General features: G+C 65.0%; 8 protein-coding genes. 4 read left to right on the top strand and 4 right to left on the bottom strand.

The annotated features are described in order from the left end of the window. The first annotated feature begins 31 nt into the window (after positions 1-31). The 4 genes from ACLIJ1_RS23125 to ACLIJ1_RS23110 all read left to right on the top strand — a co-directional run bounded on the left by ACLIJ1_RS23125 (position 32) and on the right by ACLIJ1_RS23110 (position 9,386). A complete protein-coding gene (locus tag ACLIJ1_RS23125; protein ID WP_411367932.1) occupies positions 32-6,046 on the top strand; it encodes an amino acid adenylation domain-containing protein in 6,015 nt (2,004 codons plus the stop codon). Further along, positions 6,037-6,981 carry a hypothetical protein gene (locus ACLIJ1_RS23120; RefSeq protein WP_411367931.1) on the top strand — a complete coding sequence of 315 codons (945 nt, stop codon included), beginning with the start codon at positions 6,037-6,039 and terminating at the stop codon, positions 6,979-6,981. Before ACLIJ1_RS23125 ends, ACLIJ1_RS23120 begins: the two co-directional genes overlap by 10 nt. An 85-nt stretch (positions 6,982-7,066) precedes the next feature. Then, positions 7,067-8,515: an undecaprenyl-phosphate glucose phosphotransferase gene (locus tag ACLIJ1_RS23115; RefSeq protein ID WP_411367930.1), complete on the top strand. Its 1,449-nt coding sequence runs from the start codon at positions 7,067-7,069 to the stop codon at positions 8,513-8,515. A gap of 169 nt (positions 8,516-8,684) precedes the next feature. Then, on the top strand, positions 8,685-9,386 hold the full coding sequence (locus tag ACLIJ1_RS23110; protein WP_411367929.1) for a hypothetical protein: 702 nt from the start codon (positions 8,685-8,687) through the stop codon (positions 9,384-9,386). Between the two features lie 27 nt (positions 9,387-9,413). Here the strand turns inward: ACLIJ1_RS23110 and ACLIJ1_RS23105 are convergent, their stop codons facing one another. The 4 genes from ACLIJ1_RS23105 to ACLIJ1_RS23090 are packed head-to-tail and all read right to left on the bottom strand — an operon-like array spanning position 9,414 to position 14,588. Next, positions 9,414-10,529, bottom strand: a complete 1,116-nt coding sequence (locus tag ACLIJ1_RS23105) for a polysaccharide deacetylase family protein (protein WP_411367928.1) — start codon at positions 10,527-10,529, stop codon at positions 9,414-9,416. Then, positions 10,526-11,740 (bottom strand): glycosyltransferase family 4 protein, encoded by a 1,215-nt coding sequence (locus ACLIJ1_RS23100; RefSeq protein WP_411367927.1) that lies wholly within the window; start codon positions 11,738-11,740, stop codon positions 10,526-10,528. The genes ACLIJ1_RS23105 and ACLIJ1_RS23100 overlap by 4 nt, the downstream gene beginning before the upstream one ends. Next, the gene (gene asnB, locus ACLIJ1_RS23095) at positions 11,737-13,692 is read right to left on the bottom strand and encodes an asparagine synthase (glutamine-hydrolyzing) (RefSeq protein ID WP_411367926.1); all 1,956 of its coding nucleotides are present in this window, start codon (positions 13,690-13,692) and stop codon (positions 11,737-11,739) included. Before asnB ends, ACLIJ1_RS23100 begins: the two co-directional genes overlap by 4 nt. Continuing rightward, positions 13,692-14,588 (bottom strand): glycosyltransferase family 2 protein, encoded by an 897-nt coding sequence (locus tag ACLIJ1_RS23090; RefSeq protein ID WP_411367925.1) that lies wholly within the window; start codon positions 14,586-14,588, stop codon positions 13,692-13,694. The genes asnB and ACLIJ1_RS23090 overlap by 1 nt, the downstream gene beginning before the upstream one ends. Positions 14,589-14,843: the final 255 nt, after the last annotated feature.

Genomic DNA, 14,843 nt, shown 5'->3' with positions numbered 1-14,843 from the left:
CCAGTGGGCAGAGCCATTGGTTGCGAATGGTATGACCCAAGTCCTTGACCTTCGAGCACTTCTGCGTACGCGCATCGCAGAAATGCCAGCCCGCCAGGCCTATGTGTTCCTGGGGACTGATCTTGACGTCACGCACGCGCTGACCTACGAGGCACTGGGCCAGGCGACGGAAGCCATTGCCCGCAAGCTGCGTGCACACACCAGCCCCGGTGACCGGGTCTTGCTTGCGTTTGACAATGGTCCGGAGGCGGTGCAGCTGTTCTGGGCCTGCATCCTTGCCGACCTGATTCCCATCCCGGCCCCTGCGCCAGACGCGCACAACCCGCGTGGGAGCGGGTCGCGTCTGGCTGGCATCGCCTCCGATGCCAAGGTGGCACTGGTGGTGACCGATGAAGAGCACCTGTCGGCTGGACGCACCCAGGTTCCGGGCGCGACATGGCTTTCCGCGGAGTCCCTGTGGGCCGAAGCGCAGCCCTCCGCACTGGTCGGACCTTCTTCCGGCACCCCAAACCAGACCGAAGTCGCCTACCTTCAGTACACCTCGGGCTCCACCAGTGCTCCGCGTGGCGTCGAGATCACCCACGGCAATGTGCTGGCTCAATGCGAAGCGCTGAGCGGCGAAGTGCACACCGAGCATCCGAATGGCCTGATCTGGCTGCCCTGGTTCCACGACTATGGCCTGGTGCATGGCGTGATCCAGCCGCTGTATGTGGGCGGTACCGCGTTCCTGATGTCCACCGCGCAGTTCCTGCTGCGTCCCCTGAAGTGGCTGGAGGCGATCGACAGGCACCGCATCACCCACAGCGGGGCACCCGACTTTGCCTACGCGGCCTGTGTGCAGGCACTGGCCCGCGCCCCGCACTGGACCGCCGATCTCACCAACTGGCAGCTCGCCACTTGTGGCGCGGAGCCCGTCCGGGCGACCACGCTGGACGCCTTCGCGGACGCCTTTGCACGATTCGGTTTCAACCGTTGTGCGCTGGCGCCCTCCTACGGTCTGGCTGAAGCTGTGCTCGCAGTGACGGTGCGCAAGCCCCTTGGCCCACCGCTCCAGGCATCGTTCGATGCTCAGGCCTTCGAGCGCCATGAGCTTCGACTTGTCGGTGCAGGAGCCTCTGGCGCCAGAACCCTGGTGGGTTGCGGGCCGGCGTTGCCGGGCTTCCAGCTGCGCATTGTCGATCCCGACCACCGGACGCCCTGCGCACCAGACCGCATCGGCGAGATCTGGGTGGCAGGACCCAGCGTCGGCGCAGGCTACTGGAGGCAGCCCGAAGCCTCGGCCGAGCGATTCGGGGCAACGCTGGCTGACCAGGTGCCGGACGCCACACGCTATCTGCGCACCGGTGACCTGGGATTCATCCACGGCGGCGAACTGTTCATCGCGGGCCGCTGCAAGGACCTGATCATTTCGAACGGGCGCAATCTGTACCCCCAGGATCTCGAACAGTCTGCGGAGGCGGCTCACCCGAACGTCCGTGTCGGTGGCGCCATCGCCATCCCTGTTGAAAGGGGCTCGAAAGAGGCGGTCGTCATGCTGGTCGAGTGCCGCCGCAACCCCACCCCCGACGTGGTTCGGCAACTGCTCGACCGCGTGCAGAGCCAGGTGGCCATCGAGCACCAGGTGGAACTGAACGACATCGTGCCGCTGCGCACGGGCTCCCTGCCGAGGACATCCAGTGGCAAGCCACAGCGCAGCGCAGCGCGGCGCCTCTACCTGGAAGGACGGCTGGAGCCACTGCGCCTGTCCGCGCAAGCGCCATCGCATGCAGCTCGGCCATCCGCCCACGAGCCCGACGAGTCGCTCATCGACACCCTGAGCCGGCTGTGGTCCGAAGTGCTTGGGCACGAGGAGATCGACCCCGACGCCAAGTTCTTTGATCTCGGCGGCGATTCCCTGCTGGCCACGCAACTGGTGTCCCGGTTGCGCATACGTCTTGGCGTTGACCTACCCATCAGTGCACTGTTTGACAAGCCGACCGTGCGAGGTCTTGCCCAGCTGGTGGTCGCCGCGCAGGAGCGAAACGGCAATGCGCCCCTTCAACCGCTTGCCATGCCTTCCGAGGCACCCCATCTGCGTGGGCCTGGAACCCTCGTCATGCCTTCCTACTCGCAGGAGCGCATGTGGTTCATGCACGAACTGGCGCCCGAGAGCGGCGCCTACAACGTGCCACTCGCGCTTCGCCTGCGCGGTGTGCTCGAGGTGGCCGCGCTGCAGGAGGCGCTGGCGCGCGTGGTCGAGCGACACGAGGTTCTGCGTACCCGCTTCTTCGGGTCCCCCAAAGGCGTGCTGGGTGAAGTCGTTTCAGCCCCAGCTCCGGTTATCGACGAGGTCCGGCTGACGCCAGACGGCAGCGGCCCGATCGAAGACACGCTGCACCGCCATCTGGCGAAAGTCACCGGCCTCCCGTTCCAGCTCGAAAACTGTCCACTGTTTCGCGTCCAGGTCATCCATGTCGCCGAGCAGGAGTCGGTGTTGCTGATCGTGATGCACCACATCATCAGTGACCAGTGGTCGTTCGCCGAACTGGGTCGGGAACTGGCCCTTCACTACAACGCCATCTTGCGCGGAGGGCAGGCAGCATTGCCCAGTCTCCCGATCCAGTACGCCGACTACGCCAGCTGGCACCGGAGCTGGTTCGAAGGCGAGCGGCAAGCCAGCGAACTGGCCTACTGGACGCGCCGCCTGGAAGGTCTGGAGCCACTGCCGCTGAACCACGACTTTCCGCCTCCTCTGGCCCAGAGTTTCCGGGGTTCCTCGCTGCGCTTTCCCCTGGACCCCGGACACGTCGCGGCCCTGCGAAGTCTCGGTGCGGCCCACGACGCCAGCCTATCGATGGTGTTGATCGCTGCGCTCAACGTGCTGCTGCATCGGCACACGGGCAAGACCGACATTGGCATCGGCGTGCCCATCGCCAACCGCCACCACCTCGCCTCGGAAAACCTCATCGGGACCTTTGTGAACACCCTGGTGTTCCGCACCGCGCTGGACGGCGATCCGGATTTCCGCACGGTCCTCGCGCGGGTGCGTGAAACCTCCCTGGATGCGTTCGCGCACCAGGACATGCCGTTCGAGTTGCTGGTGCGCGAACTGGCCATGAAGTGCGACGGCAACCGGCAGCCGCTGTTCAACGTGATGTTCAACATGGTGAACTCGCAGGCCCGCGACTGCGCGTTCGATGGGCTGAGCTGGTCACGGCTCGATTTTGACCGGGCATGGACCCAGTTCGACCTGAGCGTCATCGTCGATGTGTTGTACGACCACGCCATCGTGATCGAGTACGCCACCGACCTGTTTGCGCCAGAAACCGTGCAGCGCATGGGTGAGCATCTGCAGCGCATCCTGCGCGCAGCGGTCAATACCCCAGAAGCCCATATCGCCGCGCTGCCGCTGCTCGGGGATGCCGAACAGGACCTCCTGAACCAGTGGTCCACCGGCCCGATCGAAGCGCCCGGGACCCGTCTGGTCACCGATTGGGTGGCCCGGGGATTGCCCATCTCCGGGCAACAGGCCGCCCTCGTCTTTGGCACCGTCCAGTTGACCCACCATGAACTGGACGCGGCGTCGAACCGGCTGGCCAGGCTGCTGCGCCAGCGCAGTATCGCTCGCGGCACCCGTGTGGGTGTGTGCCTGCCCCGCAGCCACGATCTGGTCATCGCCCTGCTGGCCATCCTGAAGGCAGGCGCGGCCTACGTGCCACTGGATCCCGACCACCCGCGCCAGCGCCTCGGCGACCAGATCGCCGATGCCGGTCTGGCGCTGCTGCTGACCCACAGCTCGGTGGGGCTTGCTTGCGAGCCTTCACTGCGTCTGCTGGTCGACCTCGACAGAGCGCAGATTGCAGCCACCGCTTCCGATCCGTTGCCGGCCGATCCCCAGCTCGATGCCCGGCCTGAAGATCCTGCGTACCTGATCTACACCTCCGGCTCCACCGGGCGGCCCAAAGGAGTGGCGGTGCCGCACCGGGCTGTGGTGAACCTGCTGGCCAGCATGGCGCACACCCCGGGATTCACGGTGCAGGACCGCCTGCTGGCCGTGACCACGCCCAGCTTCGACATTGCAGTCCTGGAACTGTTCCTGCCTCTGGGCATCGGTGGCGCCGTGGTCGTCGCCAGTGAAGCGCAGGCCACCGATGGCCGGGCGCTGGCCGAGGTGCTGGCGCGCGAGAACATCACCGTGCTGCAGGCCACGCCGTCGCGTTGGCACCTGTTGCTCGAAGCCGGCTGGTCCGGGAACCCACGGCTCAAGGCCCTGGTCGGCGGGGAGCCTCTGTCTCCCGACCTGGCCTCGCGGCTGCTGGCCCGATGTGGCGAAGTCTGGAACATGTACGGCCCCACCGAAACCACGGTGTGGTCGAGCTGCTGGCGGGTGTCTCCGGATCTCCTGCCATCCATCGACCTGGGGCGTCCGGTGTGGAACACATTGATCCAGGTGCTCGACGAACACCTTCAGCCCTGTCCGATTGGTGTACCCGGGGAGATCTGCATTGGCGGTGCCGGCCTCGCCATCGGCTACCACCAGCTGGAGGCGCTGACCGCTGAACGATTCGTCGTGCGGGCGAGCGCCACGGACCCTCTCAACCGGCGCCTCTACCGCACGGGTGACCGCGGCCGCTGGCTGCACGACGGATCGCTGGCGCATGGCGGCCGGCTGGACGACCAGATCAAACTGCGCGGGTTTCGGGTGGAGCTTGGCGAGATTGAAGCCCGGCTGCTGTCCCACGCCGGCGTGGCGCGCGCGGTGGTGATGCTGCGCGAGGATTCCCCCGGTCAGCCCAGGCTGGCGGCCTACGTGGTCCCCAACGGACCCATGCCTTCACGCGAAGATCTGCGAGACCATTTGCGGCGCTGGCTCCCCGACTACATGGTGCCCGGCATGTTTGTCGAACTGGCCACGATCCCCGTGCTGCCCAACGGCAAGACGGACCGGCGGGCGTTGCCGGTGCCGCCGAGCGAACTCCAGGGTGGGAGCGCATCATCCGCCGCTCCGCGAAATCCCACCGAGGACACCATCCTGGCGATCTGGCGCGCAGCGCTGCAAACCGATCAGCTGGGCATCCACGACAACTTCTTCGATCTCGGGGGGCACTCGATCCTGGCCGTGGGCGTGGTCAACCGCATCGAGTCGACACTCAAACGCCCTTGTGCGCTGGCCCTGCTGTTCAAGCACCCCACGGTCGCAGAGCTGGCCACGGCGCTCATCCAGACGCCGGCAGGGGAAACGAGGGACGTCCCGGTCGCCGTGCTGCAGCCGCATGGGAGCGAACCGGGACTGTTTCTGCTGGCGGGCGCGGAGATGTACCGGCGCCTGGCACAACAACTGGATCCGGCGATGCCGGTGTACGGGGTGTTCTCGCAAACCGAGATCGACTTGCTGGACTGGCCATCAGAAGTTGCGCTGCCTGATGTGACGGTGGAGAAGCTGGCCACGGAATATCAGGCGCTGATCCGCGGGGTTCAACCCCATGGTCCCTATTTCCTCGGCGGCTTTTCGATCGGCGGCCCGATCGCCTTCGAGGTGGCCCGGCGGTTGCGGCAGGAGGGCGAAGAGATCGGCCTGATCGCCCTGCTCGACTCCAGGCTGCCCGGTCACGGGCCCAGACACCTGGTCGCCGGTGTGGTCAGGCGCCTGCGTCTGCTTCGTCGCCAGGGGGTCAGACACCTGCTGCACATCTACCGCGTCTACCGGCACCAGTCCGAGCACCGCGGCGAGCCAGGCAGCCGACGCATCCAGGCCTACGCGCAGGCCATACGGACCCACAAGGCCACGCCAAGCAGCGACCTGCCTGTCGTGTTTCTGCAGGCGGGTGACGACGCATCCACCGCGCCGGCGTACGGCTGGCGCTCGCTGGCGCCCGGCTTGACCGTGGAACGCGTACCCGGCAAGCACATGGACATCCTGGAGTCACCCAACGTCGAGGTGTTGGCATCCTTGTTGCGTGTGCACATTGCCAATGCCATCGCCACGGTCGCCCGCAAGGGACAGGCATGCCAAACGGGCCAGACAGCACATACCAAACCCCAACCGGTGTCCTCCACATGTTCCTGAGACATTCGCTGAAGGTCGCACTCGCCTGCATCCTGACTGCCTGCAGCGGGGAGAAGTCCCTGGGGCCGGCCGAGCTCGCAGCGATGTATGCGCAGCCGCTGCCCCCTCCCGACAAACCCCTGCGGGTCTTCTACATCGGCCACAGCCTGGTCAACAAGGATGTCCCGATGATGCTGGAGCAGGTGGCAGGAGCCGGTCATGACCACCGTTCCCAGTTGGGGTGGGGAGCATCCCTGAGGTCCCACTGGGAGCCCGACGTGCCGGTCAACGGATTTGATGTGGAGAACGCCCATCCACGCTATCAGGACGCCCGCGAGGCGGTCGACGGTGGCCAGTTCGACGTGCTTGTGCTGGCCGAGTCGGTCGAAATCAAGGACGCGATCAAGTACCACCAGAGCCCCAGGTACATCCGCCAGTGGGCGCGGGCTGCCCGCACGGCCAATCCACAGACGCGCGTCTACCTCTACGAGCTCTGGCACGAACTCAATGACCCCAAGGGCTGGCTGGAACGTCTGGACGAAGACCTCGCGCTCTACTGGGAAGGCGAGCTGCTGGCAAAGGGAATGGCGCACGGGGACACCGGCGGACCGGTGTACGTCATTCCAGCCGGACAGGTGATGGCCCGCCTGGTCCGCGAAGTGGAGTCCAGAGGAGGTGTTGACCGCCTCCGTTCCCGCGAGGATCTCTTCAACGTCAACGACAAGGGGGAGCGGGACATGATCCACCTGAGTCCGCTCGGCAACTATCTGGTCGCCCTGACCCACTACGCTGTGCTCTACCACCGACCGCCCCCCACGGAGCCGTTCGCCGTCAAGCTGGTCGACGGCACTCCATGGCAACCCATCTCTCCCGAACTGGCGCAGCTGATGAGCCAGGTGGTCTGGGCGGTGGTGACCACCTACCCCAAGACCGGCGTCGCCCAGAGCAAGTCATGAAACATCATTCACATGTGGTACGACGCCACCGCAGCTGACCGTTTCGTCTGCGCCTGAAGCCCATCGCACTCCTATACTTTCCGCCATGGTCCTCCCCAAGCGACCCCCGAGATCCATCCTCAAACGCCGAGGCAGCATCTCCACGGCGGTACAGACATTGGTGGACCTCGCCGCCGTCATGGGACTGGCCGTGCTGCTGGTCAGCCAGCAGGTCGGCGGGCTCAACGCCGACTATTCGGTGCTGCTGCTGCTGCTGGCCATGGGCATGCTGTTTGCCTACGACCAGTTTGGCGTCTATCGCAGCAACAGCAGCTTCACCCAGAAGGCCCTGACCCACTTCAAGGCATGGTCCGTGGCGTTCGGATTCCTTCTGGTGGTCGGTTTTGCGACCAAGCAGACCGAGGCGTTTTCCCGCCTGCTGCTGCTGCAGCTCTATGTGGCTGGCTACCTGCTGCAGGTTCTGCTGCAGTACGTCAGCCGCCAGGTGCAGACCCGCGTCATGCTGCATGCGGTTCCACAAGAAAACGTCTTGATCGTCGGTACGGGAAAGCTTGCCCGTTACCTTCAGCACAAGATTTCCGGCAATCCCTGGTTGAACCAGAACGTGATCGGCTGCCTGCAGCTGCCCTCGTCCATCCAGAGCCGTGGTGCCAGCGCGCCCCTCTACGAAGCCACCAACTTTGGACCGCTCAAGGAGCCCGACATCATCGGAACACTGGACGACCTGCTGGACGTCATCGACCGCCACGAGGTGCGCACCGTCTACTTTGCGGTTCCCCTGAGCAAGTCAGATCTGATCGAGGACATGTACTTCCAGCTGCTGGATCGCCATGTGGCGGTGCACTGGGCGCCCGACATCTTCTCGCTGTTGCTGGTGAACTATGGAGTACGTGAAATCGCCGGGCTGCCGGTCCTGACCCTGTCGGAGACACCCCTGACTGGAACCCGGCTGTTGCTGAAGGCGCTGGAAGACCGCGTGCTCGGCGTGCTCATCCTGCTCCTGATTTCGCCCTTTCTCCTGCTCATCGCCCTGGCCATCAAGCTGGACAGCCGGGGCCCGGTGTTTTTCCGCCAGGCGCGCAAGGGTTGGAGCGGTCGGGTCTTCCATATCTGGAAATTCCGCAGCATGTTCGTGCACAAGCCAGCCGACGGCGTGATCCAGCAGGCCACCCGCAACGACCCTCGTGTCACCCGCGTCGGCGCCTTTCTCCGCAAGACCAGCCTGGACGAACTGCCCCAGATCTTCAACGTGCTGCAGGGGGAAATGTCGCTGGTCGGACCACGCCCGCACGCGGTCCAGCACGACGAGCAGTACTCGAAGGGGATCAATGCCTACTTCGCGCGCCACAACATCAAGCCCGGCATCACCGGTCTGGCCCAGGTGCGGGGCCTGCGCGGGGAAACCACCGAGATCGAGCGCATGCAACAACGCATCGAGGCGGACATCGAGTACATCAACAACTGGTCGCTCTGGCTGGATTTCTCCATCCTCTTGCGCACCTTTGGCGCACTCTCGGGCAAGAATGCCTACTGAGCCTGTTCGTCCGGTTCCTGGTGTCCAGACCTACTGGAACTACGTGGACAGTTCCCCCCGCTGGAGCATCGTCTGGCGTCGCTGGTCAGCCCGCCGGACACGCCAGCGCGCTCCTGCGTGGAGGGTGCTGACCCCTCCGTCCGCGGAGGGCCCCTGGCTGCTGTACTTCATGTTCCTCCCAGACGGACAGCTGTCGGCGCAACACCGGTTTACGCTGGAGCGCCTGGCCGCAGAAGATGCCCGGCTCATGATCGTGTGCAGCTGCCCACCTGGTCACCCCGTGCTTGAAGTGCTGAAGAACCATGGCGACGCGCTGTACTGGAAGGCAATGGAGGGCTTCGACTTCTCTGCCTACGCGATCGGTCTGGCGGAGCTGGCGCGGCATGTTCCCGGCTCGGACGTGATGCTGCTCAACGATTCGATGCTCGGTCCGTTCTCGCCTTTGACTCCTTTCATCCAGCAATCGCCCTGGCGCCTTGCCGGGCTGAGTGCCAGTTCGATGGAGGAGAACCACCTCCAGTCCTTTGCCCTGATCGTTCGCCAGCTCGACGCCAGCTTCCTGGAGGCGGTCGCTCCCGTTATTTCCACCGACTGGTGCTACAACGCTTCGGCTCCGGTCATCCTGCTGCAGGAAACCCGTCTTGCCAGGGTCGCCAGCGGCCACATGACGGTGGGCGCGTTCTGGTACAGCGACGGCTCGACCTACCAGGACCTGTGCCTGAACTGTCCCGAGCAAATGCTGGAAGCTGGCTTTCCGCTGCTCAAGCGCTCCCTGTTCGGCAAGTTCGCGCGTCGCTTTCAGGACCCGGCCGCGATGAGTGCACTGCTGCAGCGTCTGGGGCACCCGGAAATGCCCGACGTCAGCACCTGAAGCAATGGTGCCGAACCCAGACGAGGGTCAAGCCGGCGTTCCGCTGTAGGGATCGCGTTTCGCCCCGGTCAGTCCCGGGTGCAGGCCGCTCATGCGCCACGCCAGCCTGGCCTCGGAAAAGCGGCCCCGGCGGTCCTTTGCATGCTGCGCATTCATGTTGAATCTTTGCAACCGATAGCGATCGTCCGCACGGGCATTGCTCCCCCACTGCGTGGTCACTGCAGCCCGATAGCCGGCCTCGCGGACCTGCGCCACCGCTCGCAGATCGGTCGATCCGTTGGGATAACAGAAGGTGGTGATGGGTGCACCAATTGCCGCTTCCAGCGCCTGCTTGGACCCGGCAATTTCTGCGCGCAGTTCATCGTCCGTGCATTGCGGCAGCAGTGCATGGGAGTGGGAATGACTGCCGATCTCGTGCCCACGCGCCATCAGGTCTTTCATCTGCGCCACATTCATGAACCCGTCCCAGACGGGTTGGACCGTTGTGGGCAGCACTCCGCGGGCCTGCGTCAGCCATTCCTCGCGCTGCGAGGGACCCCACTGCTTGGTGACTTCCAGTGCCGCTTCGACAGCGGAGTGGCCAGCCAGTGGCCGGCGGTCCCCATCGGGCTGCAATGCGGCCAGCAACCGACCAGCCTCAGCGCGCCGTGCCGGGTCAAGCAGCATCGATTGGCTGCTCGACGGATTGGTCAGCCAGGCCACCGCAGCCGCCATGGCGTCGTGCCAGAGCGGCGCCGTGTTGTCCAGAACCAGGCTGGGAACATAGAAGCTCGCGGTCACCCCATTCCGTTCCAGAACAGGGAGTGCGTTCTGGTAGTTGTCGAGCTGGCCGTCATCGAAGGTGACCGCCAGCAGTGGCAAACCGGAAGACCGATCCTGGTCCCAACGGTCGAGGGCGGCATTGAGCGACAGACATTGAAAATGACCGGTCAGGAACTTCAGATGGGCATCCAGTTCGTCCGGCGTGACCGCCAGTCCCGGCAAAGGATAGTGCTGGCGTTGGGACTCGGTGAGAACCCGGTGAAAGGTGACGATGGACAGTCTCTGACGCAGTCGCGTTTGTGGAGCCGTCAGGCGAGACAGGGAGAGCAGCTGGCCACACGTGTCTCGGGCCAGGGCCTTGAAGGCAGCGGCGGCGCTCATGCCGTTGTCCCGGCAAGTGACGCGAAAACCTGTTTGAGCTGCAACGCCGAACGATCCACGTCATGCCGCTCCATCGCCCGCGACCGGGCTGCCACTCCCATTGCTTGCAGCTGCGAAGCGTCGGCCTCAAGGCACCGTTGCATGGCCGCGGCCAACTCCTTCGCATTGCCCGGCGACACGAGCCAGCCGTCCTGCCCGTCGCGCACCAGTTCGGGAATGCCGGCCACACGCGTGGCGATCACCGGTCTCTGGCAGGCCATGGCCTCCATCAGCACCACCGGCAGTCCCTCGGCAAAACTGCTGAGCACGAGTGCGCGCGCGGCATTGATCTCCTCGCGGACGGTGGCGCCGGAAATCCATCCCGTGATGCGCACAAGATCGGCCACACCGGACTGCGCGCTCCGCTGTTCGATCGCCGATCTCAGTTCCCCGTCGCCCGCGAGAACGAGTTCGGCGTCCAGTCCCTGGCGGCGCAGTTCAGCCAGGGCATCGATCAGCAAGAACTGTCCTTTTTCCGGACTCAGCCGCCCCACGCAGACGAAGCGCCGCGCCTCGTTGTACTGCTGGACAGGCGCGTCACGGTATATCGCGTCGAGTCCACAGTGCACGACCGAGATCTTGTCCCAGTGGACCGGCTCGACCCAGCGACACAGTTGGCTCCTGCCGTATTCGCTGACGGCGATGACATGGGCGGCGCGCCGGACCTTTTCGGGGATTCCGATGAACTGTGCGGCATCCGTCTCCACCGTCCCGTGCGCCGTGAAGCTGAACGAGCAGCCGTTCAACTGCCCGGTCAGCATCGCCACCGTCGCCGGATTCGAGCCGAAGTGCGCATGCAGATGCGACACCTCGCTCTCGTGCATCCAGTTCCCGACCACGCAGGCTTCCACAAAGTAGGCGATGTGGTGCACCAGGCTGCGCTCTGCGCGGCGCGACAGCCGCAGCGCGCTGTGCACAGCCCGCATGAAGGCCACGGGGCGCCGTACAAAAGCCCGCAGCACATGCGCGACCGTGGGTACGACTCCTGCGCCAAGCACGTAGCGCGTGCGGTTCAGCTCCTGGACATCGGCCGCATCCGGGCTCCCATCGGAAGGCCCGCGGATCGCGAACCGAAGGACTTCGACACCCTGCCGTTCAAGCGCGGCGATTTCGCGGCGGATGAAACTGTGGCTGACCTTCGGGTACTCGCTGATGAGGTACGCAACCTTCACGCGGCCTCCATCGAAAGCCCCTCCCGGCGCGCCCACACCGCCAGCGTATAGAGGCACCAGACTCGCGTCCAGTACAGACCTGGCGACCCAGCCTGGTAAGCCCGCCAGAGCTCCCCGACCACCTGCGGCGAGAGTCCGACACTCGCCATCAGCGCGCCGTCGCCAAGCACCGCGCCCACCTCTGCACCCAGTGGTCCATGCAGCCAGTGATCGAAGGGCAACTCGAAGCCCGACTTCGGCCGATCAAACAGTGCCGGATCAAGCCCTTGAAGGCCTGCAGCGCGCAACATCGCCTTCGACCGAACCGGGTAAAACCGGGCACTGTCGGGCACTGCAGCAACGACCTCCAGCAATTGCTGATCGACGAGAGGCAATCGGGTCTCGATCGAGGCAGCCATGCTGGTCGAATCGGTGTCCCGCAGAAGGCGCTCCCCCAGAAACAGCCGCTGTTCGAGAGCGGCGATCGACGCCAGATCGCTCCGACCCGCAGTTTCCGTATGCAGTGCCGCGACGACCTCTGCCGAAAGCCCCCGGTAGCCTGCCCCCAATCCGTCGGCGGCTTGGCCGAGCAAGCGGCGGTGCGTTTCGGGCAGGAACAAGGCATAGGCGCATTGGTACAGCGCGAGCAGGTCGTCGCGCGCGGCAACCATCGTCGGCAGCTTCGCCCAGCGTGTCTGGGGCGGGAAGCTGCCAACGCCCGAGGCCTTCCATTGGGCAAATGCTCTCGCTGCAAGATTGCGGGCACAGTCCGGAACGAAGCCCAGACGTCTTGACCACGCCGCCATCGCGGGAAGGTCCCGAAACGAGGTATAGCCGCCAAACAGCTCGTCACCGCCGCTCCCCACGAGAGCGACCTTGAAACCTGCCTGCGCCACCGCCTGCGAAATGAAGAACGAGTTCAGGCCGTCGAAACTCGGCTGGTCGAGGCTGCCGATGGCGTCATCCAGCCGATCGAGAAAATCCTCCTGCCGCAGCACGATTTCGTGGTGCTGCGTGCCAATCGCGCTCGACACGGCTCGCGCAATGTCTCCCTCGTTGCGCTCCTGCTCAGTGAATGCCAGCGTGAAGGTATGGACCGGGTCTCGCGAGACGCGCTTGGCCACATTGGCAATGGCGGAGGAATCGACTCCACCCGAGAGGAACACCGCCAGTGGAACATCGGAAGCGAGGTGGCGCCGCACGCTGTCTTCAAGCGCCGCAGACACATCACGGGCGTTCGCAGACCCGGGGCGCGGGAGTTCAGCCTGGGTCCAGTAACGCTGGCGCTGCCTCTCAAGGCCGTCCTGCGCATAGACCCGCATTTCGCCCGGCAAGAGGGATTCGATACCTTCGACAATGGTTTCCGGCGCCACGGTGAAACCATTCCAGACCACGCTCGTCACGGCAGACGGCCGCAGCCGGGGTTGGCGCAGCAGACCCGAGCGCAGCAGCGCACGCACCTCCGACGCGAACGCGAAAGACCATTCGCCGGCCGGGTCCGGATTGCGTGCAAAGTACAGAGGCTTGATGCCCAATGCATCGCGCGCCAGCAGCAGTTCGCGGCGGCGCGGGTCCCACAGCGCGATCGCAAACATGCCGCGCAAATCGCTGACCGCACCAAATCCTCGAACGCTCAACAGACGCAGCATGGCCGCCGTGTCGCCGGTCGACCAAAGGGCGTGTCCCTGCGATTCAAGCGCGTCCCGGATCTCGACGTAGTTGTAGATCTCGCCGTTGAGCACGGCGACATCGCCACGCTCTGGATCCACCATCGGCTGCGAGGCGGCGGACGAAAGGTCGAGGATCGACAGACGCCGGTGCCCAAGCATGACACCCCAGCCGCGGTCGTCGGCCGGCCCCATCCACAGGCCGTCGCCGTCGGGCCCGCGGTGCGCCATGGCATCGGTCATGCGTTGCAGCGCGGCGCGATTGACATCGCCAACACGGCCGACAATGCCTGCCAGGCCGCACATCAGGCGCGCCCCGTCATGTCGCGAGCGGCACGGGCCTTGCCAACGAGCAGCGCGCGCAGCTGATAGGCGCGCAGGAACCGCCGAAACTCCGGGTTCTCATAACGTGGCTTGCGCTGCAAAGCCGCCTTCACCCAGCCCCAGAGCATCGCCGCACTGCCAAGCACATAGGGCCGCTGATTCACCCGGGACAACGCACTGGCTGCCATGAACAGAAAGCCGGTGCCCATGAAGTACTGGCCGTAGCCATGGCGCATCCGGCCGGTGTAGATGCTGTCCTGGCTGGATCCCATCGGCCGCAGGTGAACGAAGCGCAACTCCGGATCGTCCCAGCTGCAGGCCGTCCAACCCTTCATGCGGCACTGATGGCAGTCGATGCCATCCCACATGACCTCGCGCACGAAACCGCCGATCGCCTCGAAACAGCTGACCCGGTAGAACTTCGTCATGCCGAGTGAGGTTTCATCACCATGGCGCTCGGGAATGAGGCCGCCGTCCTGCTCCACATAGGCCTTGCCGCTGCAGGTGGCGATGTTCGGATCTTCGGACATGCGCTGCATCAGGATCTCGAAGTACCGCGGCGGTAGCCGCAAATCCAGATCGAGCTTGCAGACAAACTCATAGTCTTGAGGGCGGATCGCTGCGTACCCCGAATAGAACGCGTCGACGACACCAGGGCCTACCGCGCGATGTCCGCGGTCCGCCCGCGTGACGATCTCGATCCAGGGATGCTCAAGTGCATATTCCGCCAGGATCTGCGGTGTCGCGTCGGTCGAACCATCGTCGACGATGACCCAGCGGGCAGGTCTCACAGACTGGCCGATGACGGTGTCCAGCGTTTGTCGCATGTACTGCGCCTCGTTGCGGCACGGCGAAATCAGTACATAGCGCTGTGTCATGTCAGCCCAGCGAGGAGTACGGCAAACCGGATCGGCGTGGATCCGAGCCCCCAACGCAGCCGCGCCTCCCCGGCAGCTGCGTCGAACACCAGAAAAAGGACTTCAATCGCATGAATTCAAGTATGCCATCCAAACCTCTTGCGGGCAGGCATCTCAACGGCAGCGCACCTCAAGGGAGGGAGGTGGCCATCCAAGGCTCAGGCAACGAACAGTCAAGAAAAAGCCCCGCAAGTCACTGACCTGCGGGGCTTCTTG

The sequence above is a fragment of the Hydrogenophaga sp. RWCD_12 genome (genome assembly GCF_046604225.1).
In the GTDB taxonomy this organism is placed as follows: domain Bacteria; phylum Pseudomonadota; class Gammaproteobacteria; order Burkholderiales; family Burkholderiaceae_C; genus Hydrogenophaga.
The sequence above is the reverse complement of the archived record's forward strand: the minus strand, read 5'-3'. Positions and strand labels throughout refer to the sequence as shown.